Raw genomic sequence first — 24714 nt, 5'->3', positions numbered from 1 at the left:
GTTTAAATAGAAGCAGTTAGAGAGTAAGCACAACGCAGTTGAGATTTGAGATTTGAGATTTGAGATTATGTCGGATCAGCGATTCACCGTTAAAGTGCTTTTATTCGCCCGGTCTAAAGGGAACGCTTTCGACGGGACTGCTTCAGAGGATAATAATGTTGCCTTTATCCCCCCTTTTTCATCCCCCTCAAACGCAAAAAAGCCACCCAATGGGTGGCTTCTCGGCTAATTTAATGTCTGGCAGTTCCCTACTCTCACATGGGGAGACCCCACACTACCATCGGCGCTACGGCGTTTCACTACTGAGTTCGGCATGGGGTCAGGTGGGACCACCGCGCTATTGCCGCCAGACAAATTCTGTTTATTCCCGTTTAAGTCTTTTCTTAAACCAGAATATCAATCCTGAACAAGCTGTGTGTCCACCTTGTGGCTTCCACTTTATTGAATCAACTTTCATCTCTCTAAAACACCTTCGGTGTTGTCAGGTTAAGCCTCACGGTTCATTAGTATTGGTTAGCTCAACGTATCGCTACGCTTACACACCCAACCTATCAACGTCTTAGTCTTAAACGTTCCTTTAGGACCCTTAAAGGGTCAGGGAAGACTCATCTCAAGGCAAGTTTCCCGCTTAGATGCTTTCAGCGGTTATCTCTTCCGCACTTAGCTACCGGGCAATGCCATTGGCATGACAACCCGAACACCAGTGGTGCGTCCACTCCGGTCCTCTCGTACTAGGAGCAGCCCCTTTCAATCTTCCAACGCCCACGGCAGATAGGGACCGAACTGTCTCACGACGTTCTAAACCCAGCTCGCGTACCACTTTAAACGGCGAACAGCCGTACCCTTGGGACCTACTTCAGCCCCAGGATGTGATGAGCCGACATCGAGGTGCCAAACACCGCCGTCGATATGAACTCTTGGGCGGTATCAGCCTGTTATCCCCGGAGTACCTTTTATCCGTTGAGCGATGGCCCTTCCATACAGAACCACCGGATCACTAAGACCTACTTTCGTACCTGCTCGAGCCGTCACTCTCGCAGTCAAGCTGGCTTATGCCTTTGCACTAACCGCATGATGTCCGACCATGCTTAGCCAACCTTCGTGCTCCTCCGTTACTCTTTGGGAGGAGACCGCCCCAGTCAAACTACCCACCAGACACTGTCCGCACCCCAGATAATGGGGCAACGTTAGAACATCAAACATTAAAGGGTGGTATTTCAAGGTTGGCTCCACGCAGACTGGCGTCCACGCTTCAAAGCCTCCCACCTATCCTACACATCAAGGCTCAATGTTCAGTGTCAAGCTATAGTAAAGGTTCACGGGGTCTTTCCGTCTTGCCGCGGGTACACTGCATCTTCACAGCGAGTTCAATTTCACTGAGTCTCGGGTGGAGACAGCCTGGCCATCATTACGCCATTCGTGCAGGTCGGAACTTACCCGACAAGGAATTTCGCTACCTTAGGACCGTTATAGTTACGGCCGCCGTTTACTGGGGCTTCGATCAAGAGCTTCTCCTTACGGATAACCCCATCAATTAACCTTCCAGCACCGGGCAGGCGTCACACCGTATACGTCCACTTTCGTGTTTGCACAGTGCTGTGTTTTTAATAAACAGTTGCAGCCAGCTGGTATCTGCGACTGGCTTCAGCTCCATGGGTAAACCACTTCACCTAATGCCAGCGTGCCTTCTCCCGAAGTTACGGCACCATTTTGCCTAGTTCCTTCACCCGAGTTCTCTCAAGCGCCTGAGTATTCTCTACCTGACCACCTGTGTCGGTTTGGGGTACGATTAATGATAATCTAGAGCTTAGAGGCTTTTCCTGGAAGCGGGGTATAAGCTACTTCGCCACCGTAGTGACTCGTCATCAGACCTCAGCATATAGTGAACCGGATTTGCCTAATTCACCTGCCTACATCCTTAAACCGGGACAACCGTCGCCCGGCCAGCCTAACCTTCTCCGTCCCCCCATCGCAATTATCACCAGTACGGGAATATTAACCCGTTTCCCATCGACTACGCATTTCTGCCTCGCCTTAGGGGTCGACTCACCCTGCCCCGATTAACGTTGGACAGGAACCCTTGGTCTTCCGGCGTGCGGGTTTTTCACCCGCATTATCGTTACTTATGTCAGCATTCGCACTTCTGATACCTCCAGCATGCCTCACAGCACACCTTCACAGGCTTACAGAACGCTCCCCTACCCAACAATATTTACATATCGCTGCCGCAGCTTCGGTGCATAGTTTAGCCCCGTTACATCTTCCGCGCAGGCCGACTCGACCAGTGAGCTATTACGCTTTCTTTAAATGATGGCTGCTTCTAAGCCAACATCCTGGCTGTCTGAGCCTTCCCACTTCGTTTCCCACTTAACTATGACTTTGGGACCTTAGCTGGCGGTCTGGGTTGTTTCCCTCTTCACGACGAACGTTAGCACCCGCCGTGTGTCTCCCGTGATAACATTCTTCGGTATTCGTAGTTTGCATCGAGTTGGTAAGTCGGGATGACCCCCTAGTCGAAACAGTGCTCTACCCCCGAAGATGAGTTCACGAGGCGCTACCTAAATAGCTTTCGGGGAGAACCAGCTATCTCCCGGTTTGATTGGCCTTTCACCCCCAGCCACAAGTCATCCGCTAATTTTTCAACATTAGTCGGTTCGGTCCTCCAGTTAGTGTTACCCAACCTTCAACCTGCCCATGGCTAGATCACCGGGTTTCGGGTCTATACCCTGCAACTTATTCGCCCAGTTAAGACTCGGTTTCCCTACGGCTCCCCTATACGGTTAACCTTGCTACAGAATATAAGTCGCTGACCCATTATACAAAAGGTACGCAGTCACACCACAAGGGTGCTCCCACTGCTTGTACGTACACGGTTTCAGGTTCTATTTCACTCCCCTCGCCGGGGTTCTTTTCGCCTTTCCCTCACGGTACTGGTTCACTATCGGTCAATCAGGAGTATTTAGCCTTGGAGGATGGTCCCCCCATATTCAGACAGGATAACACGTGTCCCGCCCTACTCGTCGAGTTCACAACACTAACACCTTCGGATACGGGGCTATCACCCTTTACTGCCGGCCTTTCCAGACCGTTCTCCTGATGCTAATGCTGATTAAGACTCTGGGCTGCTCCCCGTTCGCTCGCCGCTACTAGGGGAATCTCGGTTGATTTCTTTTCCTCGAGGTACTGAGATGTTTCAGTTCCCTCGGTTCGCCTCGTTTGACTATGTATTCATCAAACGATAGTGCAACGAATTGCACTGGGTTTCCCCATTCGGATATCGTCGGTTATAACGGTTCATATCACCTTACCGACGCTTTTCGCAGATTAGCACGTCCTTCATCGCCTCTGATTGCCTAGGCATCCACCGTGTACGCTTAGTCGCTTAACCTCACAACCCGAAGGTGTCTTTTATCAACTGACCCGACGGCCAATTGAACACTTTCAAGTTGAGATTTTTGAGAGACTCTCACATTGTTTAAGCGATAAACAATGTGCGTTGTTTTCAATTTTCAGCTTGTTCCAGATTGTTAAAGAGCATAATTGTTAAACCAACTACAACGTAATTGGCTTAATCATTATTTGTGGGGAACGTCTTTCACTCATTCTCCGCGCAATTGGCGTCCCCTAGGGGATTCGAACCCCTGTTACCGCCGTGAAAGGGCGGTGTCCTAGGCCTCTAGACGAAGGGGACACTACAGTCAGCTTCGCAGACGCGCTTTTTGCTCTACTTTCTATCAGACAATCTGTGTGAGCACTTCACAAGTACACTTCAATGGTAAGGAGGTGATCCAACCGCAGGTTCCCCTACGGTTACCTTGTTACGACTTCACCCCAGTCATGAATCACAAAGTGGTAAGCGCCCTCCCGAAGGTTAAGCTACCTACTTCTTTTGCAACCCACTCCCATGGTGTGACGGGCGGTGTGTACAAGGCCCGGGAACGTATTCACCGTAGCATTCTGATCTACGATTACTAGCGATTCCGACTTCATGGAGTCGAGTTGCAGACTCCAATCCGGACTACGACGTACTTTATGAGTTCCGCTTGCTCTCGCGAGGTCGCTTCTCTTTGTATACGCCATTGTAGCACGTGTGTAGCCCTACTCGTAAGGGCCATGATGACTTGACGTCATCCCCACCTTCCTCCGGTTTATCACCGGCAGTCTCCTTTGAGTTCCCACCATCACGTGCTGGCAACAAAGGATAAGGGTTGCGCTCGTTGCGGGACTTAACCCAACATTTCACAACACGAGCTGACGACAGCCATGCAGCACCTGTCTCAGAGTTCCCGAAGGCACTAAAGCATCTCTGCTAAATTCTCTGGATGTCAAGAGTAGGTAAGGTTCTTCGCGTTGCATCGAATTAAACCACATGCTCCACCGCTTGTGCGGGCCCCCGTCAATTCATTTGAGTTTTAACCTTGCGGCCGTACTCCCCAGGCGGTCGATTTAACGCGTTAGCTCCGGAAGCCACTCCTCAAGGGAACAACCTCCAAATCGACATCGTTTACAGCGTGGACTACCAGGGTATCTAATCCTGTTTGCTCCCCACGCTTTCGCACCTGAGCGTCAGTCTTTGTCCAGGGGGCCGCCTTCGCCACCGGTATTCCTCCACATCTCTACGCATTTCACCGCTACACATGGAATTCTACCCCCCTCTACAAGACTCTAGCTGACCAGTCTTAGATGCCATTCCCAGGTTAAGCCCGGGGATTTCACATCTAACTTAATCAACCGCCTGCGTGCGCTTTACGCCCAGTAATTCCGATTAACGCTTGCACCCTCCGTATTACCGCGGCTGCTGGCACGGAGTTAGCCGGTGCTTCTTCTGTTGGTAACGTCAATCGTTGATGATATTAGCATCAACGCCTTCCTCCCAACTGAAAGTACTTTACAACCCTAAGGCCTTCTTCATACACGCGGCATGGCTGCATCAGGCTTGCGCCCATTGTGCAATATTCCCCACTGCTGCCTCCCGTAGGAGTCTGGGCCGTGTCTCAGTCCCAGTGTGGCTGATCATCCTCTCAGACCAGCTAGGGATCGTCGCCTTGGTGAGCCATTACCTCACCAACTAGCTAATCCCATATGGGTTCATCCGATAGCGCAAGGACCGAAGTTCCCCTGCTTTGCTCCTAAGAGATTATGCGGTATTAGCTACCGTTTCCAGTAGTTATCCCCCTCTATCGGGCAGATCCCCATACATTACTCACCCGTCCGCCGCTCGTCAGCGAGAAGCAAGCTTCCCCTGTTACCGCTCGACTTGCATGTGTTAGGCCTGCCGCCAGCGTTCAATCTGAGCCATGATCAAACTCTTCAATTAAAAAGCTTGATGCTCAAAGAATGTTACTGTCGTTTGATTTCCGAAGAAACCAAATTACCTATTAGTTCATATATATGAATTAACGTGTTAGTCACTCTTCAAGACTTAAAATCAAATATTTTTTTGATAGTGTCCTGTGAGTGCCCACACAGATTGTCTGATAAATTGTTAAAGAGCGGTGCGACATTTCTTTTGGAAATTCGACTCAGTTTTTATCAACTTAGGTCGTTGTCGCGAGGTGGCGTATATTACGCTTTCCTCAGTGAGAGTCAAGTATTTTTTTACTTAATCTTTTCAGATTCTCTCGCTGCCGTTTCAGTGTCCATCGCGCTTTGCGTTGGCTTGTTCCCGGTCAGTGGATGCGCATTATAGGGAGTCGCAGAAATCCCGCAACCCTTTTTTTAAGATTTTTTACGGTTTTTAGTTCAACTGCTGCATTCCACAGCAAAACCCCTATTTATACCCACTTACGCACAGATTTATCCACAGACTGAAAAAATAGTGAAAATAATTCGCGCATTACGCAAACGTTTGCGCTACAATTAGCGCGAAAATTCGGCATTGATTTTATTTTGATGCTCTGAAATTGTTAGTGACTTATATATAGATATTGCTTTCTTTATCCAAATCCAAGGGATCTATCTCATGCAACAGCTTCGTCCTATTCGCCGTGCCCTGCTTAGTGTGTCTGATAAAACAGGGGTTGTTGAATTCGCTAAGGCGCTTTCTCACCGTGGTGTTGAACTGCTTTCTACCGGTGGAACCGCTAAATTATTAGCAGAGCATGGCCTTAAGGTCACTGAAGTTTCAGATTACACCGGTTTTCCTGAAATGATGGATGGTCGAGTTAAGACTCTGCACCCGAAAGTTCACGGCGGGATCTTAGGCCGCCGCGGTAAAGATGATGCCATCATGCAACAACATGACATTGCACCTATTGATATGGTGGTTGTAAATCTTTATCCATTTGCTCAAACCGTCGCAAAACCAAACTGCACATTAGAAGATGCCGTTGAGAATATCGATATTGGCGGCCCAACCATGGTTCGCTCTGCTGCAAAGAACCATAAAGACGTGGCTATCGTGGTTAACAGTAATGACTATGACAAAATCATCGAAGAGATGGATAACCACGAAAACTCCCTAAACTGGTCAACACGCTTTGACTTAGCCATTAAAGCTTTTGAGCACACTGCAGCTTATGACAGCATGATTGCTAACTACTTTGGTGAACTGGTTGCACCATATCATGGCGATACCACTCAGCCATCAGGTCGTTTCCCTCGTACCCTGAATTTAAACTTCATTAAAAAGCAAGATATGCGCTATGGTGAAAACAGCCATCAAGATGCCGCTTTCTATATAGAAGAAAATCCAAAAGAAGCCTCTATTGCAACCGCGAACCAAATTCAAGGTAAAGCGCTCTCTTATAATAATATCGCAGACACTGACGCCGCTCTCGAGTGTGTTAAATCTTTCGATGAGCCAGCTTGTGTAATAGTCAAACATGCTAACCCTTGTGGCGTAGCCATCGGTGACAATATCCATACCGCTTATGATAAAGCATTCAAGACTGACCCAACCTCAGCATTCGGCGGTATCATTGCATTTAACCGTCAATTAGATAAAGCCACCGCAGAAGCCATCATTGAACGCCAATTTGTTGAAGTGATTATTGCGCCTTCAATTGCTGAAGATGCGTTGCCTTCTTTATCTACCAAGCAAAATGTGCGCGTTCTGGTGTGTGGTGAGTGGAGCAAACCTGTTGCTGGTTTAGATTTCAAACGTGTGAATGGCGGTTTACTGGTTCAAGACCGTGACTTAGGCATGGTCGAAGCGGAAGATTTACGTGTTGTGACCACACGCCAGCCAACTGAGCGTGAATTAAAAGATGCGCTGTTCTGCTGGAAAGTGGCGAAGTTCGTGAAATCAAATGCAATTGTTTATTCTAAAAATGATATGACTATCGGCATTGGTGCAGGACAAATGAGCCGCGTGTACTCTGCTAAAATTGCAGGGATCAAAGCTGCCGATGAAGGTTTAGAAGTTGCAGGCTGCGCAATGGCATCCGATGCATTCTTCCCATTCCGTGATGGTATCGATGCAGCAGCCTCTGTAGGCGTTACATGCGTTATCCAACCAGGTGGCTCTATTCGTGATGATGAAGTGATTGCCGCTGCGAATGAACATGGCATCGCAATGATCTTCACTAACATGCGTCATTTCCGTCACTAATTGCTAGGGGTTTCTATGAATATACTGATTATTGGTGGTGGCGGTCGCGAGCACGCTTTAGCATGGAAAGCCGCACAGTCTCCATTAGCTGATAAAGTGTATGTTGCGCCGGGTAACGCGGGTACTGCGCTGGAGCCTACACTGGAAAATGTCGATATCTCTGCAACTGACATTGACGGTTTACTGCAATTTGCCAAAGACAAGCAAATCGGTTTAACCATTGTGGGTCCTGAAGCCCCGTTAGTGATTGGTGTCGTTGATGAATTCAAGCGAGCTGGTTTAACCATTTTTGGCCCAACCCAAGGTGCCGCACAACTTGAAGGTTCCAAAGCATTCACCAAGGATTTTTTAGCGCGTCATCATATTCCAACGGCTGCTTATGAAAACTTTACTGAAATTGAGCCTGCATTGGCTTATTTAGATAAAGTCGGCGCACCTATCGTTATCAAGGCTGATGGTCTGGCTGCTGGTAAAGGCGTGATTGTGGCAATGACGCTGCAAGAAGCTAAAGATGCCGTACATGATATGCTGGCTGGCAATGCATTCGGTGATGCAGGTCATCGTATCGTTATCGAAGAGTTCCTAGATGGTGAAGAAGCTAGCTTTATCGTGATGGTGGATGGTGAGAATGTCATTCCAATGGCAACTAGCCAAGATCATAAACGTGTTGGCGATGGTGATACTGGGTTAAACACTGGCGGTATGGGTGCATATTCTCCAGCGCCTGTCGTGACTGATGAAGTTCATCAACGCGTGATGGAGCAAGTGATTTATCCTACAGTTAAAGGGATGGATCAAGAAGGTAATCGCTACCAAGGTTTCTTATATGCTGGCTTAATGATAGATAAAGCAGGAAACCCGAAAGTCATCGAATTCAACTGCCGTTTTGGCGACCCAGAAACTCAGCCAATTATGATGCGTTTGCAATCAGATTTAGTCGCGCTATGTTTAGCGGGCGCGAAAGGCGAGCTTGCAGGTAAAGATTCCCTTTGGGATGAACGCCCTGCGCTCGGGATCGTGATTGCAGCAGGTGGATATCCAGGTGATTATCGCAATGGCGATGTGATTTCTGGTCTACCCACATCAGAAGTGGCTGATAGCAAAGTGTTCCACGCAGGTACCAAGCTAAACCAAGCAGGTGAAGTTGTTACCGCAGGTGGGCGCGTTCTGTGTGTCACTGCGTTAGGTAATGACATCGCAAAAGCCCAGGCTAAAGCGTACGAAGTTGCCAAAACCATCAATTGGTCTGACAGTTTCTATCGTACCGATATCGGCTACCGCGCCATCGCCCGCATTAAGTAATAGAATAAACAATAGAAACAAATAACCCACAAGCTGATAAGAGGAAACTTTTATCAGCTTTTTTATTTCCTATCTTTCTATCTTTTTATTTCATTCTCTTTATTTCTATCTTTTTATTTTTTGAACTTGTTTTTGCCCTTGACCTTCACCCAATCAATGGCTCTAAGTATTTCGAATCACAGCAAAGCTGCAAGAGAGAGAATCTCTAGGAGCATACATGAGTATGTGACTAGAGTGAACGAACGTAGCAATACAGCTGTGGTTCGAAAGACGACGAGCGGTGACCTACAAAGAATCTTTAGAAGGTTGCCAGCTACAGAAGTTGGTATCCGCCACCATCAAAAGCTGAGTACCTTCAGGTGACTCCAACCACGCCAAATTCAGCTCTTTCGTCCAGACTTTGGCTCTATCATCTAGCCATTTCTGTGCATAAGGTTCGAAAGTAACATTGCGTTTTTCACCATTACAAGTGGTGATTTTACCTTGCTTCCAATACCCTTGGTGTAGCTCTACACCCCCCACAATCAGTGCGGTATTGATATTCAAGATACGGTCAGCTTCAAAGCGCCAGCGGTTAATTTCATCAGAGGAAAGCGGGGTTTTGATATTATTTTGGGCGCGCTGCATAAACACAATTTCATTATCTTTACTAAAACGCAGCTGTTCGGTGATGTTGTTAGCCCCTTGATTAAGGACTTGGCTGCGAATTTGCCACAATTTGCCATCACGATATTCGAAGAAATTGACGGAGGTGTCGGTTCTTTTATAGGGGCTATACACCACCATTAAGACCAACGGCTGACTCTTCGCATCATTCAGTCTCCACATTCGGATTACGCCTTCATCGGCAATAAATCCGCTGGCACTAAACTCAGGGAGTCGAGGCGAATTAGAAGAACAGGCGCTTAGTATTGAGACTGCTCCCAACACTAGCAACCTTTGGCGAATAAACAAAAGGGGTAACTTCATACCCCCTCTGATAATTCTCGTAGACAATGTACTTATTTTACAGCGTCTTTCAGTGCTTTACCGGCAGAGAATGCTGGTACAGTTGTTGCAGGAATTTGGATTTCTGCTTTAGTTTGTGGGTTACGACCGGTACGAGCTGCACGGTGGCTAACTTTAAAAGTACCGAAACCGACCAGTTGTACTGCTTCGCCGCTTTTCAGAGAATCTGAAATTGCGCTCAGAGTTGCTTCTAAAGCTGCTTTAGCTTGAGTTTTAGTCAGATCTGCTGATTCTGCGATAGCATCAACTAATTCAGTCTTGTTCATAAATTATCCTTACACAGTGTGTTTATCGTTTGCAAAGCATCGAGTGCGTCGGATATGCCAGATAGACAGCCCCTGATACACGCCCCCGATAGCCACTTCTTCTCGCCCCTAAATGTAGAACAGAGTAGGGGTAAATGTGAAGTCTTAGTACACAGCATTACTGCGTTAAGTCACGTTTTCATACTTAAAAGTGCAAAATTTAAGTGACAGTAATACCGATATTGCTGACACCCGCTTCGCGGAGGTCAGATTTTAATCCTTTAATTAACTCTAAGTCTCGTTCTTCGCAAGCGGCTAATAAGCGGAAAATGTCCCATTGAATGTCCCACTCTTCTTCCACAGCAGGCACCACTTTTAGCTCTTCATCGGTCATTTCACGCCCTGCTTGGGTCATTTCAAGCATAGCAACAGTGCGAATCGATGCTTCACTGACTAAGATTGCGTGCTCAAGGGTTTCACCACTCAGTTTTGCATGAATGAGTTCACCTAAAGCAATACAAGCGTCGATAGCGGGATAAACACCGTACATATCGAAGTCATCGGCGACTGGAATAATTTCTTCTAACTTCTCTAACTGATTGTCGAAATTGACTTTGCTATCTTTGATAACCAAGGTTTCCCAAACTAAATCAAGGATGGCACGATAAACCTTCGCATCAGCAAATTCAGTTTGCTGGCAAAACATTTGATAATTAGGGTACATTCTCTCGCACAGGGATGCCATGAAGGTCATATGCTGCCAGCTTTCTAGTTTCTCTAACCTCAAATGAATAGGATTTCTTAACATAATTTCTGACTCATCAATCTCAATACTTCGCAGTTTACCTGAAAATCTGCCAATGCCACATATTTTGCTGATAATTAGCCAATTTTCTCATTCATTCGCTTAAAAAATGTGCGATTCGAAGCGATTCCATCAGCAAAACGGGTCGGTTCTGGCAATCTATACCCCTGAATACACCGTTTTACCCACTCTAGCGAGGAAATAAAGCTGACTTTGTGACCCGGAGAAAGATATAAAGGATTACAGCGTTTCTTACTGCGATAAACCCATCCTAGTTGCTCTTGAGCCGCTTTCAACATTGCGACACTTTCAGGTTCAGCATTGAGTTTGACATCATCACCACATAAACGACTTTTAGCTACCCCTATCGTCGCCACATCGGCCAACAATCCGAAATGGCAAGCCACCCCAAAACGCCGCGGATGAGCAATACCTTGACCATCCACCAGCACTAAGTCGGGCTTTTGTTGGATTTTTTCCCACGCCGCCATTAACCCTGGGACTTCACGAAATGAGAGCAACCCGGGTATATAGGGTAACTGAGTTGGGATCCGTGCTATTTGATACTCCACCAATTGCAGCTCAGGCCATGAAAGCACCACAATCACCGCGCGAGTCACGGTGCCGTCTTGCTCAAAACCAACATCTGCACCACCAATGAAACGTGGCGGGACAAACTCGTCGTGCAAAATGACTTGTTGAGCTAACTCTACCTGTTGTTGTCGCAACTGCTGAGTATCTATCGTCACCACGGAACCATTATTAATAAGGATTAATCATAGATGATAATGATGCACTTACAAGATCCTGTAAATACACCACAAATTAAGAGGTTCAAATCGAGATAAAACACCAAGTTCTACCTCGATTATGCCTTGGCGGCTACTGATGATATTGACGAGAAAAACGGTGAACCGCGTCCACAAACGTACCCGCGTGTTCAGGCGCTACATCTTGATGAATACCATGTCCCAAGTTGAAGATATGCCCTTCCCCTTTGCCAAAGCCCGCTAAAATATGTTGCACTTCCTCTTCAATACGAGCAGGAGATGCATATAACATAGAAGGATCCATATTGCCTTGCAGCGCAACTTTGTCACCAACACGGCGACGGGCATCTGCAATTTCGGTTGTCCAGTCTAAACCTAGCGCATCACAACCTGTTGCCGCCATCTCTTCTAACCACTGACCGCCACCTTTAGTAAACAGGGTCACAGGCACACGACGGCCGTCATTTTCACGGATTAAACCATCGACAATTTTGTGCATGTAGCGCAGAGAGAATTCCAGATAATCACGCTTAGTCAGCACGCCGCCCCACGTATCGAAAATCATCAGGGATTGTGCGCCTGCACGTACTTGGGCATTCAGGTACAAAATCACGCTATCAGCCAGCTTATCCAGCAGTAAATGCAGCGTCGTTGGGTCTTCATACATCATTTTTTTGATTTTAGTGAACGCTTTGCTACTGCCACCTTCAACCATATAGGTCGCTAATGTCCATGGGCTACCCGAGAAACCAATCAGTGGTACATCACCATTTAAGGCTTTGCGAATGGCACGAACGGCATCCATCACGTAGCCCAGTTCCATTTCTGGATCTGGAATTGGGATATTTTTAACATCCGAAACGTTCTTGATTGGTTTTTCAAAACGAGGGCCTTCCCCCGTTTCAAAATAGAGCCCAAGTCCCATTGCATCAGGGATAGTTAAAATATCAGAGAATAAAATTGCGGCGTCTAATGGAAAACGACGAAGTGGCTGTAACGTGACTTCACACGCTAACTCAGTATTTTTACACAAAGCAATAAAATCACCGGCTTCTGCGCGAGTTGCTTTATATTCTGGTAGGTAACGCCCTGCTTGACGCATCATCCATACTGGGGTCACATCTACAGGTTGGCGTAGCAACGCACGTAGATAGCGGTCATTTTTCAACTCAGTCATTATTTACTCCATTATTATTGTGGCCGCCGCAAATGGCTAAGGCGCCATATTATACCAGCAAAGGGAAACAATATCAGCGCTAGCGCAATTAGTGGTTATCTTCATCAAACTGACGACATAGCACCACGCTATCTTCAATTAATCGCCGAGCAATTGTATCTCCCGGCGGGATCAGAGGCAGAGAGTTATAGTGATACCAGTTAGCGCTCACTAACTCTTTAGGATCCACTTGAATATCCCCACTATCATAATCGGCTAAAAAGCCCATCATCAGTGAGTGTGGGAATGGCCAAGGCTGAGAAGAAACATAACGAATATTGCGCACTTTTATATGGCTCTCTTCCATTACTTCTCGTGCCACCGCCTCTTCTAAGGTTTCCCCTACTTCCACAAACCCTGCCAGTACTGTAAACAGTGGATTTTGTGAATGGCGACGATGTTGTGCCAGCAAAATATGATCATCACGACGAATACCTACGATAATACATGGGGCAATTTGTGGATAATAACGCTCATGGCAGTGGTCGCACAGACACGCCCATTCCGTTGAACTGTGGCGCATCGCCGTTCCACAATAACCACAATAACGATGCGAGCGATAAAATTCCGCGAGTTGAACGCCCCGTCCAGCTAAACGAAATAGCCCTTCATCTTGGGAAGCGACCACACGAGGCGATGCCATATCTGATGGCATTTTTTCAGGGATCAGCCAGACAATATCCCCTTGCCATTCACCGATTGGAGTCGCCAGTTTCCCCGTTAATCCAAACTGCTGTGCAGCACCTTTAGGTACATCACCTTGGGGCAACCACAACCGCCCCGCAAAGCAGACAAACCACCAGCCGCTTTCGGTTCCTGCTAATGTGTGTTTATTCATTCTGTTTCTCTATTTCAGCACCCTGAGTTGTGGTTAAAGATACGCTTGTTTTATAGATTGTCATACAATCGTTTGATTCGTCACTCCTCTTTCATTATTTTGACACTTTTTAGACATTTACAAGTCACAGCATCTAAAAAGTGTCACACAACTGTCAATTCATTGTCATCTCGAATAATTAGCATGCCAACTAACCAATACGGCGACTCTTATAGAGAGAAACAAGATGAAAGCTATCGTACCTGCAATTTTACTGTCACTCAGCGCTTCTCAAATGGCATTTGCGGCTGACAGCGATTTAACCCAACTTATCGAAGCTGCAAAGAAAGAAGGCCAAGTTTATAGCGTCGGGATGCCTGACACATGGGCAAACTGGAAAGGCACATGGCAAGATTTATCCACTCAGTATGGTTTAAAGCATCAAGATACGGATATGAGCTCTGCGCAGGAAATCGCAAAGTTTGCTGCTGAGAAAAACAATGCAACGGCAGATATTGGTGATGTTGGCGCATCATTTGGACCTGTTGCAGTACAAAAAGGGGTCACTCAACCGTACAAACCGACCACTTGGTCACAAGTGCCCGATTGGGCAAAAGATAAAGACGGCCACTGGGCATTAGCTTATACCGGCACTATCGCGTTTATGATCAATAAAGACTTAGTCAAAGACGCACCAAAAAGTTGGGATGATTTACTCAAAGGAAAATACAAAGTCACCGTTGGGGATGTGGGCATTGCCGCGCAAGCCAATAACGCCATACTGGCAGCCGCCTTTGCTCGTGGTGGTGATGAAAATAATCTGAAGCCTGCCATTGAATTCTTTGGCGAATTAGCAAAACAAAAGCGCTTATCCGTCAATGACCCAACGGTTGCCAACATCGAAAAAGGCGAAGTGGAAGTGGGTATTTTATGGGATTTCAACGCGCTGAACTACCGTGATCAAATCAACCGTGACCGCTTTATTGTGGTGATCCCATCAGATGGCAGCGTGATTTCAGGCTACACCACCATCATCAACAAATTTGCTAAGAACCCAAATGCCGCAAAATTAGCCCGTGAATTTATCTTCAGTGATAAAGGTCAGCTCAACCTTGCAGAAGGTTATGCACGCCCTATTCGTGCACAACATCTGACACTGCCTGCAGATATCCAAGCTAAATTGCTACCAGAAGAACAGTATAAAAATGTTCATCCGATTAAAGATGCAGAAGGCTGGGAAAAGTCGTCTCGCAACTTACCAAAAATGTGGCAGCAACAAGTATTAATCCACCAGCAATAATCGCAATTAGGAATCAACAGTCTGATGTCTGAAAAAGTCATACTTGTTGTTCTTGACGGTTTAAGTTATTCAGTAGCCCATCAATGTATGGGCTATCTCAATGGTCTTATCAAAGCCGACAGTGCAACACTTTATAAAATGGAGTGTGAGCTCCCATCGATGTCGCGCCCGCTGTATGAATGCATTTTGACGGGCATTCCTCCGGTTCAAAGTGGCATCGTCAACAACGATGTGGTGCGACTTTCTCATTTCGAGAGCATCTTTTCACTGGCTCACCAAACAGGAAAAACCACCGCAGCGGCAGCTTACTATTGGGTCAGTGAGCTGTATAACCGTGCGCCATTTGAGGCGAACCGTGACCGATTTACCCATGATAAACAGCTACCGATTCAGCACGGTTGCTTCTACCAAGCAGACCACTACCCTGATGACCATCTGTTTATGGATGCAGAATATCTTCGCACCCAGCATGACCCCGATTTTTTGCTGATCCATCCAATGAACATTGACGATGCGGGGCATAAATTTGGTTTTGATTCGTCCCAGTATCGCAATGCGGCTCGCAAAGCAGATATTTATTTATCCAAATATCTACCGATGTGGATAGCACAAGGCTACCAAATCATCATCACCAGTGACCACGGAATGAATAACGACCGTAGCCACGGTGGTATTTTACCGGAAGAGTGCACGGTTCCTCTGTTTACTATCGGCAGCGCATTCTCTCATCGCCCAGACGTACCGATGGAGCAAACTGCGATTTGTGGCACCGTTTGCCAGCTACTGGCTGTGCCTTTCTCCGACAAAACTGTTTGTGATGAATTACTGGCAGGAGGTCACTAATGGCGGATATCCCTGCAAGTGACCATCCCTATCAACAACAGGAAAGCCTAGCGATGACTCACAAACCTCGCATACGTTTTCATTGGCGTGCTGCACTGTTAATTGTGCCGTTCATCGTACTGTTTTGCCTATTTCAGATTGCACCGATGATCTGGGTGCTCTTCAACAGTTTTGTCTATGAAGAAGCGTGGTCTTTTGAGAATTACGTTGAAATTTTTACTAACGATTTCTACCTGCAAGCCTTTCAAAACACCCTATGGCTATCGCTAATTTGTAGCGTTGTTGGCTTGCTCATCGCCTGTGTAACGGCATTTTCTATCTACAAAATGCAAGGCAAAGTGCGCAATTTCATGATTTCGTTTACTACCATGGCGAGCAACTTCAGCGGCGTGCCATTAGCCTTCGCATTTATCATTATTTTAGGTTTTAACGGTGCTATCACGTTGCAACTTAAAGCATGGGGATGGATTGATGATTTTAATATTTACAGCGCCAGCGGTTTGATGTTGCTGTATATCTATTTCCAAATTCCACTCGGTATTTTACTGCTTTATCCTGCATTCGATGCGCTTAAACCTGAATGGGAAGATGCGGCAAAAACCATGGGCGCCAGCAAATTAACCTACTGGCTAAAAGTCGGTATTCCGGTAATTTCCCCTGCCTTGTTAGGTACATTTATTATTTTGGTTGCTAATGCTGTTGGTGCTTATGCCAGTACTTACGCACTCACCAGTGGGAACTACAACTTAGTGACTATCCGCATTGCCAGCCTTGTCTCTGGCGACCTGTTCTTAGAGCCAAATATGGCAGCCGCCTTGTCGGTTGTTCTGATTGCTATCCTCGGGTTTATCACCGCAATTCACCACTGGCTATTAAAACGGAGCTACCATGCTAAATCCTAATATTCATAGCCCAAAAACACCGAGTTTACTGTTTCATAAAATGGTTCTCTGCACCGTTGCCGCCATTCTTGCGCTGCCAATTATTGCCACGTTTATTTATTCCATCTCCAGTACATGGGGTGCAACGGTTTTACCCGATGCGCTGTCCATCAAATGGTACCTACAACTGTGGCAAGATCCGCGATTTTTGATGGCATTTGGGCGATCGTTATTGATCTGCTTTGGCACATTACTGATCAGCATACTGGTTATTTTACCAATGACCTTTGCCGTTTTTTACCGCTTTCCTAAGCTCAAAGGGGTGATGGATTTACTGATTATTCTCCCCTTTGCGATCCCACCCGTAGTTTCTTCAGTCGGTTTACTGCAAATCTTTGCGGATGAGCCATTTATGCTGGTTGGTACTCCGTGGATCTTAATTGGCACCTACTTCACCATCACATTACCATTTATGTACCGCGCACTGGCGAATAGCTTTCAAGGGATCAACCTGCACGACTTAATGGATGCTGCACACTTACTCGGCGCCAGCACCTTTAAAGCCTTTTTAATGATAGTGCTGCCCAATATCCGTAAAGGGTTATTGGTTTCCTTACTGATTTCCTTCTCATTCTTAATGGGGGAATTCGTATTCGCCAATATCTTAGTGGGAACTCGCTTCGAAACCTTGCAGATCTATCTGTTTAATATGCGCCAAACTAGCGGACACTTTACCTCTGCGCTAGTGATGTCTTACTTCTTATTTACGCTGCTGCTCACTTGGTTAGCAACGCGCTTGAATCGTGAGGGAAATGAACGATGAGCTATGTTATTGCCGAAAATCTAACTAAATCTTTTGGCCAGAATCAGGTCTTTGCCGATATCCAATTTAACATTGAACAGGGTGAGTTTATTACCCTTCTTGGACCAAGTGGCTGCGGAAAATCCACTTTACTGCGCTGTATTGCGGGCCTGGAACAACCCGATAGCGGCGAGCTGTATATTAATCGCCAAAACATTACCCATCAACCAGCCCAACAACGCGGGGTTGGGATGGTATTTCAAAGCTATGCACTGTTCCCTAATATGACGGTTGCGGAGAATATCGCCTTTGGGTTAAAAATGCGTAAAGTCTCTGGGCAAGAAAGAGAAAAAGCCGTTGGGGATGTCATTGAGATGGTGGAATTGCAAGGTAAAGAAAACCAATACCCGCACCAGCTTTCGGGGGGCCAGCGCCAGCGTGTCGCCCTTGCTCGTGCATTGGTTATGAAGCCACAAATTTTACTCCTCGATGAGCCATTATCCGCCCTTGATGCGCGTATTCGTAAGCATTTACGCCAGCAAATTCGTGAAATTCAAAGAGAACTGAAGCTCACCACCATTTTTGTCACCCACGACCAAGATGAAGCGATGATTATGTCTGACCGTATCTTCTTAATGAATAAAGGCGCAATTATCCAAAGCGATACCGCTGAAAATATCTATACTCAGCCTGCTACTGAATTTGTGGCTCGATTTATGGGACATTACAATCTGGTGGACGCTGAAAAAGCCAATGGGATGCTGGGGGTAAATTTACACGGCACGCTCGCTATTCGCCCAGAATCTATTTATGTACGGGAAGTAGGACGCCAGTATGGCACTCATATTTCAGCCCCAGTTGATGCCGTTATCCTTGACCATCAATTATTAGGGAATATCATTCGCTACAGTGTGAACACACCTGCCGGAGATATGACCGTGGATTTACTCAATCGCTCTTCTGAACGGTTATTTGAACCGGGCACTCACCTGGAGCTGATGTTTAATAAAAATGAAATTCGTGCTCTAAGTTAGCCTACGATAAGTTAGTTAGCCAAAGGAATACCATGCAAAACCAATTAGCCATCTTTGATTTAGACGATACGCTGATCCAAGGAGATAGCAGTGTGCTGTGGACCCAATATCTTTGGGATAAAAAAATTATCAGTGACCCACGTTTTGTCGAAGCAGATAAAGCTATGATGGAGCAATACAATACTGGCAATTTAGATATGGCGACTTATTTGCAGTTTAACCTGCAAACCCTGAATGGAATTAAGCTAGAGCAAGTTGACCAATGGCTGGATGATTTTGTGGATACCATTATTATTCCTCGTGTTTATCCCAAAGGATTGAGCACGATCGCCTCTTACCGCGCCCAAGGGATCCCAGTCATTGTGATCTCGGCAACGGTCTCTTTTATTGTGAAGAAAATTGCGGATCGCCTTGGTGCAGATGTGGTGATGGGGATTGATATCAAGCAGTCAAATGGCTGTTACTCCACCGAAATTGATGGAATCCCAACGTTTAAAGAAGGCAAAGTGAAGCGCTTAACGCAGTGGCTCACCCACCAGCCGATCACCGATGCCTACATTTATTTCTATACTGATTCAGCCAATGATCTACCAATGTGCCAATTCGCCGATGAGACGTTTATCGTCAACGGCGACCCACGCCTCCTCCAAGCCGCTAACGAAAATCACTGGCTACAATATACGTGGCATTTGTGAGTTTTAATTTTTATCGACAAAAAACGAAAGGGCAGCTCAATGGCTGCCCTTTGTGATCATGATAAATAATGACTAATTTATATTAATGAATTACCACAGCAAGGCATACAGTACGCATAGAATGACCATAATGATATAGGATGCAATATTAAAACCAGCTGATGTTTTAAATGTTTCTGAGGTTAAAATTATTGCGCCTTTACTATCATCCTCTTTTGACGTTGTCAGACTAATCAATCCGATAACTACCGCAGTAAAGAAGAAGGTGTACATCATTTGATCAAGGAATGGCATGCCTAAAGGCATCAATTTCAGGAACAATGCAAATGGAATGGAAAGTAAAACACCGATGATTGCGCCTTTCGCGTTGGTTTTTTTCCAAAATAGACCTAATAAGAATACTGCTAAAATACCTGGGCTAACTAACCCTGTATATTCTTGAATATATTGGAAAGCTTGCCCGATGTTACCTAATAATGGCGCAATAAAGCAAGCCACAATCAGTGCAACAACTGCGCTAATACGCCCCACATTCACGAGTTTATGATCTTCCGTTGCAGGTGCAATGTATTCCTTATAGATATCCATCGTGAAAATAGTTGCCACTGAGTTCAACATCGAAGCTAACGAAGACACTATCGCAGCAGCCAACGCAGCGAACACAATACCTTTTGCGCCAACAGGTAAGAATTGCGTTAACCAAGGATAAGCTTTATCTGCTTGGGCTAATGTTGGCATATGCGCCTGTGCCGTTTCCCCTAGGCCTGCCAGTAACGCAGGATCAGAAACGATAACATAAGCAGCAATACCCGGAACAACCACTAGTATGGGTACAATCAACTTCATAAACGCGGCAAAAACTAACCCTTTTTGTGCTTCACCAATAGATTTAGCCGCTAAAGCACGCTGAATAATATATTGGTTAAAACCCCAATAATACAAGTTAGCAACCCATAACCCGCCAATTAGCACAGCAATACCAGGTAAGTTATTAAATTGTGGGTTATCCGGACTTAAGATCATTTCAAAGTGAGCTGGCGCTTCATTTGCCATTCGGCTCATACCGGCAAAAATACCTGCATCACCGCCGATATAGCTCACCGCCATGATAGTGGTTAAGAATCCACCGAGGATCAAAAAGAACACTTGAACAACGTCCGTCCATGCCACCGCAGACAAACCACCATAAAGGGAATATACCACCGCAAACAAAGCTAACCCAAAAATCGCGTAATGCATTGGGATACCAAGAATAGTTTGCAGAGCCAGAGCCCCTAAATACAGTACAGATGTTAAGTTAACAAAAATAAACAGGGCTAACCAAAATACTGCCAGAATGGTTTTTAATGTCCGATTGAAGCGTTTTTCAACAAATTCAGGGATGGTAAAAATGCCTTTCTCAATAAAGACTGGCATAAAATATTTTGCCACGATGATCAATGTCAGTGCTGCCATCCATTCATATGATGCGATAGCTAACCCGATAGAGAAACCAGAACCTGACATACCAATAAATTGTTCTGCAGAAATATTCGCTGCTATTAATGAGGAACCTATCGCCCACCAAGGCAATGTCTTTCCTGCAAGGAAATAATCTTTTGTCCCTTTTTTCTGCCCATTTTTATCTCGGGATACCCAAAGCCCAACGGTGACTATGATCAGCACATACAAGGCAAAAACCCCGTAGTCTAGTGTGCTTAATCCAATACCTGCTGTCTGCATAATAAAATTCCTTAGCCAAATGATAACGATGCCAGTGTAAACGTTACCACAATAATTAGCCGTTACTTGAATCACATATTACTACTAAATATTTAACACATACTGATTAACAAAAATAGAATAAAAAATCATATTACATACTGATATATAAAGATTTAAAATGCATTGGTACGATTTTGAGTTATTAACTAATTGTAAGGTTGTTGAACGCCATCACAAATAAATGATAACGTTTACATTAATAAGAGGAATTAGAGAGGGCGAACAGAATTACGCTGAACCAATGTCGGTGAATATACTAAATTTTCATCTGGGATCGTTTCTTCCCGAGCTAAAGCTAATGCGAGTTGTGTGGCTCGCTCTGCCATCATTTGAATGGGATAACGAATGGTTGTTAAGCGAGGATGAATATAGCGAGCAATGAGGACGTCATCAAAACCGATAACAGACACTTGTTCTGGTGCGGAAATATCGTTTTCATCTAAAACGGCTATCGCACCTGCGGCCATAAAATCGTTATAGCCAACTACCGCGGTAATATCTAATGATTTAATCAATAATTTGGTCATCGCGAGTTCACCACCTTCTCCTGACGGCTCACCGTATTCCACATAACTTTCAGGTAACTCAATACCGTTATTTTTCAATGCATCTCGATAGCCGAGTAAACGCTGAGCAGCATCCTCTATTTGATGATTTGAAGAAATATACGCGATTTTTTTATGACCTTGACGAATAAGGTGCTCCGTCGCCAGATAAGCCCCTTTATAGTTATTTAACGAAATGCAACGATTGGCAATTTTTTCAATATGTCGATTGATCAAGACCATACTGGGTACTTCTTTCGCGTATGCTATCAACTCGTCATCCTCCAACGCTTTTGAGTGAATAATCAAAGCATCACAACGATTGTTGATCAATAATTCAATAGATTGTCGCTCTTCTTTCGCATTATGGTAGCCATTACAAATCAAGATATGTTTACCATTTTTATGCGCTACTGCATCAACGGCTTTGACCATCACACCAAAAAAAGGGTCAGAAACATCATTAACTAATACACCAATGGTATTTGAGCTTTGGTTCACTAATGCGCGAGCTGCGGCATTGGGCCTATAACCCAGTTTATTCATTGCTTGTTGAACGGATGCTATCGAGGCCTGACTTGCCTTAGGAGATAGGTTGAGCACGCGAGAAACCGTTGCAACAGACACCCCTGCTTCCCGTGCCACATCTTTTATTGTCGCCATTGTACACCTCAATATTCACGATAAGTTTATTAAACAACAGGCTGTATTTAAAAACAATGTGTTAGCGTTTAAACAATGGGCTAAATCATTTTAAATAACGATGATTAACATTTCGCGATATAAAAAATAAAGCACCGTCATATTGCGGTGCTTGGAAATACATGAGCCACTGGATGATTAATTAAAAAATAAATTGGTAGCAAGTTTGGCTTGTATAAATTTGATTAGGGTAGGAAATACCACGCCATTGCTCCCCCCACTCCGGATGGTTGACTGCATTCGGTGGAAACTGTGTCTCAAATGCAACACCTGAGAAAGGGGTGTATATCTTTGTTTTTCCCTTTACATCAATAAGGTAATTCCCCGTATATAGCTGCATAGAAGGCATTGTCGTCATAATATTCATACGTACATCACCATCTGGAGATAATAACGACGCAGCAACGCTCTTTCCATCAACTACCGAAGATTCCAATATCAACGTATGGTCATATCCCCCAGCAAGTAGCTGGTCTTCATCTTGCAAAAAATCGCGGCTAATACGCTTGCTTTGCCTAAAATCAAAATGAGTTTCGGTAACATCTCGCCATTCACCCGTTGGAATACCCTCTTTATTGGTGGGCAAAAAATGGGTTCCATAGATTTGTAAGTCATGCTCTAACACCGTTTTGTCAGAACCTTCCCCCGCCAAATTAAAATAAGCATGATTGGTAAGATTAACAGGGCATGGCTTGCCGACTCGGTGTTGATAATCAATAATGACCTGATTATCATCAGTCAGTTTATAGCTCACCTCAACCCACAGTTCCCCTGGAAACCCTTGGTCGCCATCAGCAGAAGTTAGCGTAAATATAGCCTGCTGTGAATTTGGCTGTGTAACTGCCCATATACGGTAGCTAAAATTATCTTTTCCGCCATGTAAGCAATGCTCGCCTTGGTTATTCGCCACCGAATACACGTTACCGTTCAAGGTGAATGACCCATTGGCGATACGATTAGCAACACGCCCAACCGTTGCCCCCAAATAAACAGATTGTTCCATTTGTGAGACTGTGTTTGGTGAACCTAAGACAACATCTCGCTTTCCCGTGGAGAGCGGTAATATACAGCTCATCCAACTAGCACCAAACGTCGTCAATCTAATTTCCATTCCACGTTGATTTATCAGCGTAATTTCTTTTGGTGCATCCGATACTTTAGAAATCTGCATATTATTCCAGCCGTAACTTGATTGATGCTTAATAACTTAAAACATGATTAACTCGCAACGAAAACTCCAGCCCCTGCACTTGGCTGACAGACATAAATATCTTCTTTTAATCCAGTCATAGTCTGGTATTGAGCTTCTACCGCAGCTTTCACTGGCTCAACAAGCGCCTGTTTCATAACAGCGACAATACAACCGCCAAATCCGCCCCCGGTCATACGCACACCACCTTGATCACCTAAAACAGATTTGACGATATCCACTAATATGTCGATTTCTTTAACCGTAATTTCGAAATCATCCCGCATAGAAGCATGAGATTCAGTCATGAGCTGGCTCAGTAATAACAAATTGTTTTCGGTTAATGCTTTTGCAGCCGCCAGTGTACGGGCATTTTCCGTAATAACATGTTTAGCTCGTTTGGCAACCAATGGGTCGAGTTGGCTCTGCTTCTGAGTAAACTCATCCAGCGTAATATCACGTAATGCTTTGACTGAAAACTGTGTTGCGGCAGCTTCACATTGCTGACGACGAATATTATATTCACTGTCGACTAAGCCACGTTTTTTATTGGAGTTGATGATCATCACAACCAAATCATCAGGCACTGGGATCGGGTAAACTTCTAAGCTACGGCAATCTATCAGTAAAGCATGCTCCGCATCACCGCTAGCAGAAATGAGTTGGTCCATAATCCCGCAGTTGCACCCAACAAATTGGTTTTCAGCTTGTTGACCATTAAGTGCAATCTCTTGTTGGCTAATATCAAGTTGATACAGCTCTTTAATCGTTTGCCCAATAACAACTTCTAAAGAGGCGGAAGAACTAAGCCCAGCACCTTGTGGAACATTACCACTCACCGCAATATCACAGCCGCCGAATTCAAAGCCTCTTTGTAATAGAAATTTGATCACACCTCGAATGTAGTTTGCCCACATTTTCCCCGGTAAAAAAGTGATCTCATCATCCAAGCTAAATTCATCGCTATCATTAGCATAATCTGCAGCAACCACCCGAATAATCCGGTCATTACGTTTTTTTGCCGCTGTCATCGTTTGATAGTCAATGGCGCATGGAAGGACAAAACCGTCATTATAGTCAGTGTGTTCACCAATAAGATTAACGCGTCCAGGGGCTTGAACATAGGTATCCGGTAGGTACCCAAATACGTGTTGAAAAGCATTTCCAACCGTCTTTTTTAATTTATCCATTGAATAGGTTCCTAAATTTTCAAATTATTCGAATAGCTTAAATAAGCTAATAAT

The 24714-nt window shown here is 45.2% G+C and carries 18 protein-coding genes, 1 tRNA gene and 3 rRNA genes; 8 read left to right on the top strand and 14 right to left on the bottom strand.

The window, feature by feature from the left end; translation table 11 throughout:
- Window positions 1-235: 235 nt before the first annotated feature.
- The 4 genes from rrf to LDO51_RS08105 all read right to left on the bottom strand — a co-directional run bounded on the left by rrf (window position 236) and on the right by LDO51_RS08105 (window position 5317).
- A 5S ribosomal RNA gene (gene rrf, locus LDO51_RS08120) occupies window positions 236-351 on the bottom strand.
- 131 nt (window positions 352-482) lie between these two features.
- Window positions 483-3388, bottom strand: a 23S ribosomal RNA gene (locus tag LDO51_RS08115).
- 227 nt (window positions 3389-3615) lie between these two features.
- A tRNA-Glu gene (locus tag LDO51_RS08110) sits at window positions 3616-3691 on the bottom strand.
- Window positions 3692-3776: 85 nt separating this feature from the next.
- Window positions 3777-5317 (bottom strand): 16S ribosomal RNA (locus tag LDO51_RS08105).
- Together the 16S, 23S and 5S rRNA genes with 1 tRNA gene alongside form the textbook arrangement of a ribosomal RNA operon.
- Before the next feature lie 645 nt (window positions 5318-5962).
- On the opposite strand from LDO51_RS08105, the gene purH reads away from it, so the two are divergent.
- Window positions 5963-7552 carry a bifunctional phosphoribosylaminoimidazolecarboxamide formyltransferase/IMP cyclohydrolase gene (purH, locus tag LDO51_RS08100; RefSeq protein WP_225577039.1) on the top strand — a complete coding sequence of 530 codons (1590 nt, stop codon included), beginning with the start codon at window positions 5963-5965 and terminating at the stop codon, window positions 7550-7552.
- A 15-nt stretch (window positions 7553-7567) separates the two neighbouring features.
- Window positions 7568-8854, top strand: a complete 1287-nt coding sequence (purD, locus tag LDO51_RS08095) for a phosphoribosylamine--glycine ligase (protein ID WP_225577038.1) — start codon at window positions 7568-7570, stop codon at window positions 8852-8854.
- Window positions 8855-9139: 285 nt separating this feature from the next.
- On the opposite strand, the gene LDO51_RS08090 is transcribed toward purD, so the two are convergent.
- The 6 genes from LDO51_RS08090 to nudC all read right to left on the bottom strand — a co-directional run bounded on the left by LDO51_RS08090 (window position 9140) and on the right by nudC (window position 13736).
- Entirely contained in the window at window positions 9140-9682 is a 543-nt protein-coding gene (locus LDO51_RS08090) for a DUF1481 domain-containing protein (RefSeq protein ID WP_263869893.1), read from the bottom strand.
- A gap of 173 nt (window positions 9683-9855) precedes the next feature.
- Window positions 9856-10128 (bottom strand): HU family DNA-binding protein, encoded by a 273-nt coding sequence (locus LDO51_RS08085; RefSeq protein WP_006657071.1) that lies wholly within the window; start codon window positions 10126-10128, stop codon window positions 9856-9858.
- Between the two features lie 199 nt (window positions 10129-10327).
- The gene (locus LDO51_RS08080; RefSeq protein WP_225577036.1) at window positions 10328-10915 is read right to left on the bottom strand and encodes a YjaG family protein; all 588 of its coding nucleotides are present in this window, start codon (window positions 10913-10915) and stop codon (window positions 10328-10330) included.
- Window positions 10916-10989: 74 nt separating this feature from the next.
- Entirely contained in the window at window positions 10990-11661 is a 672-nt protein-coding gene (nfi, locus tag LDO51_RS08075; protein WP_225577035.1) for a deoxyribonuclease V, read from the bottom strand.
- A 133-nt stretch (window positions 11662-11794) separates the two neighbouring features.
- Window positions 11795-12859 carry a uroporphyrinogen decarboxylase gene (hemE, locus tag LDO51_RS08070; RefSeq protein ID WP_225577034.1) on the bottom strand — a complete coding sequence of 355 codons (1065 nt, stop codon included), beginning with the start codon at window positions 12857-12859 and terminating at the stop codon, window positions 11795-11797.
- An 88-nt stretch (window positions 12860-12947) separates the two neighbouring features.
- The gene (gene nudC / locus LDO51_RS08065; protein ID WP_225577033.1) at window positions 12948-13736 is read right to left on the bottom strand and encodes an NAD(+) diphosphatase; all 789 of its coding nucleotides are present in this window, start codon (window positions 13734-13736) and stop codon (window positions 12948-12950) included.
- A 226-nt stretch (window positions 13737-13962) separates the two neighbouring features.
- On the opposite strand from nudC, the gene LDO51_RS08060 reads away from it, so the two are divergent.
- From LDO51_RS08060 to LDO51_RS08035, 6 genes are read left to right on the top strand one after another with little or no spacing between them, the layout of a single operon-like run.
- Window positions 13963-15015 (top strand): ABC transporter substrate-binding protein, encoded by a 1053-nt coding sequence (locus LDO51_RS08060; RefSeq protein WP_225577032.1) that lies wholly within the window; start codon window positions 13963-13965, stop codon window positions 15013-15015.
- Window positions 15016-15039: 24 nt separating this feature from the next.
- A complete protein-coding gene (locus LDO51_RS08055) occupies window positions 15040-15858 on the top strand; it encodes an alkaline phosphatase family protein (protein WP_225577031.1) in 819 nt (272 codons plus the stop codon).
- Entirely contained in the window at window positions 15858-16760 is a 903-nt protein-coding gene (locus LDO51_RS08050) for an ABC transporter permease (RefSeq protein WP_423810968.1), read from the top strand. The genes LDO51_RS08055 and LDO51_RS08050 overlap by 1 nt, the downstream gene beginning before the upstream one ends.
- On the top strand, window positions 16747-17562 hold the full coding sequence (locus LDO51_RS08045) for an ABC transporter permease (protein ID WP_225577030.1): 816 nt from the start codon (window positions 16747-16749) through the stop codon (window positions 17560-17562). The genes LDO51_RS08050 and LDO51_RS08045 overlap by 14 nt, the downstream gene beginning before the upstream one ends.
- The gene (locus LDO51_RS08040) at window positions 17559-18575 is read left to right on the top strand and encodes an ABC transporter ATP-binding protein (RefSeq protein WP_225577029.1); all 1017 of its coding nucleotides are present in this window, start codon (window positions 17559-17561) and stop codon (window positions 18573-18575) included. Before LDO51_RS08045 ends, LDO51_RS08040 begins: the two co-directional genes overlap by 4 nt.
- 32 nt (window positions 18576-18607) lie before the next feature.
- Window positions 18608-19270, top strand: a complete 663-nt coding sequence (locus tag LDO51_RS08035; RefSeq protein ID WP_225577028.1) for an HAD family hydrolase — start codon at window positions 18608-18610, stop codon at window positions 19268-19270.
- 90 nt (window positions 19271-19360) lie between these two features.
- On the opposite strand, the gene LDO51_RS08030 is transcribed toward LDO51_RS08035, so the two are convergent.
- The 4 genes from LDO51_RS08030 to galK form a co-directional block, all read right to left on the bottom strand.
- Window positions 19361-20992: a sodium/sugar symporter gene (locus LDO51_RS08030; RefSeq protein WP_225577027.1), complete on the bottom strand. Its 1632-nt coding sequence runs from the start codon at window positions 20990-20992 to the stop codon at window positions 19361-19363.
- Between the two features lie 251 nt (window positions 20993-21243).
- Window positions 21244-22242 carry a substrate-binding domain-containing protein gene (locus LDO51_RS08025; protein WP_225577026.1) on the bottom strand — a complete coding sequence of 333 codons (999 nt, stop codon included), beginning with the start codon at window positions 22240-22242 and terminating at the stop codon, window positions 21244-21246.
- Between the two features lie 181 nt (window positions 22243-22423).
- Window positions 22424-23452 (bottom strand): galactose-1-epimerase, encoded by a 1029-nt coding sequence (gene galM / locus LDO51_RS08020; RefSeq protein ID WP_225577025.1) that lies wholly within the window; start codon window positions 23450-23452, stop codon window positions 22424-22426.
- A gap of 47 nt (window positions 23453-23499) precedes the next feature.
- A complete protein-coding gene (galK, locus tag LDO51_RS08015; RefSeq protein WP_225577024.1) occupies window positions 23500-24660 on the bottom strand; it encodes a galactokinase in 1161 nt (386 codons plus the stop codon).
- Window positions 24661-24714: the final 54 nt, after the last annotated feature.

Origin of the sequence: Providencia alcalifaciens (assembly GCF_020271745.1) — a bacterium.
Classification (GTDB): Bacteria; Pseudomonadota; Gammaproteobacteria; order Enterobacterales; family Enterobacteriaceae; genus Providencia; species Providencia alcalifaciens_B.
The sequence above is the reverse complement of the archived record's forward strand: the minus strand, read 5'-3'. Positions and strand labels throughout refer to the sequence as shown.

Excerpts from the sequence above, each read along its gene's own strand:
- purH (WP_225577039.1), top strand. The coding sequence starts at position 5,963 with ATGCAACAGCTTCGTCCTATTCGCCGTGCCCTGCTTAGTGTGTCTGAT.
- purD (WP_225577038.1), top strand. The coding sequence starts at position 7,568 with ATGAATATACTGATTATTGGTGGTGGCGGTCGCGAGCACGCTTTAGCA.
- LDO51_RS08090 (WP_263869893.1), bottom strand. The coding sequence starts at position 9,682 with ATGTGGAGACTGAATGATGCGAAGAGTCAGCCGTTGGTCTTAATGGTG.
- LDO51_RS08085 (WP_006657071.1), bottom strand. The coding sequence starts at position 10,128 with ATGAACAAGACTGAATTAGTTGATGCTATCGCAGAATCAGCAGATCTG.
- LDO51_RS08080 (WP_225577036.1), bottom strand. The coding sequence starts at position 10,915 with ATGTTAAGAAATCCTATTCATTTGAGGTTAGAGAAACTAGAAAGCTGG.
- hemE (WP_225577034.1), bottom strand. The coding sequence starts at position 12,859 with ATGACTGAGTTGAAAAATGACCGCTATCTACGTGCGTTGCTACGCCAA.
- nudC (WP_225577033.1), bottom strand. The coding sequence starts at position 13,736 with ATGAATAAACACACATTAGCAGGAACCGAAAGCGGCTGGTGGTTTGTC.
- LDO51_RS08060 (WP_225577032.1), top strand. The coding sequence starts at position 13,963 with ATGAAAGCTATCGTACCTGCAATTTTACTGTCACTCAGCGCTTCTCAA.
- LDO51_RS08055 (WP_225577031.1), top strand. The coding sequence starts at position 15,040 with ATGTCTGAAAAAGTCATACTTGTTGTTCTTGACGGTTTAAGTTATTCA.
- LDO51_RS08050 (WP_423810968.1), top strand. The coding sequence starts at position 15,858 with ATGGCGGATATCCCTGCAAGTGACCATCCCTATCAACAACAGGAAAGC.
- LDO51_RS08045 (WP_225577030.1), top strand. The coding sequence starts at position 16,747 with ATGCTAAATCCTAATATTCATAGCCCAAAAACACCGAGTTTACTGTTT.
- LDO51_RS08040 (WP_225577029.1), top strand. The coding sequence starts at position 17,559 with ATGAGCTATGTTATTGCCGAAAATCTAACTAAATCTTTTGGCCAGAAT.
- LDO51_RS08035 (WP_225577028.1), top strand. The coding sequence starts at position 18,608 with ATGCAAAACCAATTAGCCATCTTTGATTTAGACGATACGCTGATCCAA.
- LDO51_RS08030 (WP_225577027.1), bottom strand. The coding sequence starts at position 20,992 with ATGCAGACAGCAGGTATTGGATTAAGCACACTAGACTACGGGGTTTTT.
- LDO51_RS08025 (WP_225577026.1), bottom strand. The coding sequence starts at position 22,242 with ATGGCGACAATAAAAGATGTGGCACGGGAAGCAGGGGTGTCTGTTGCA.
- galM (WP_225577025.1), bottom strand. The coding sequence starts at position 23,452 with ATGCAGATTTCTAAAGTATCGGATGCACCAAAAGAAATTACGCTGATA.
- galK (WP_225577024.1), bottom strand. The coding sequence starts at position 24,660 with ATGGATAAATTAAAAAAGACGGTTGGAAATGCTTTTCAACACGTATTT.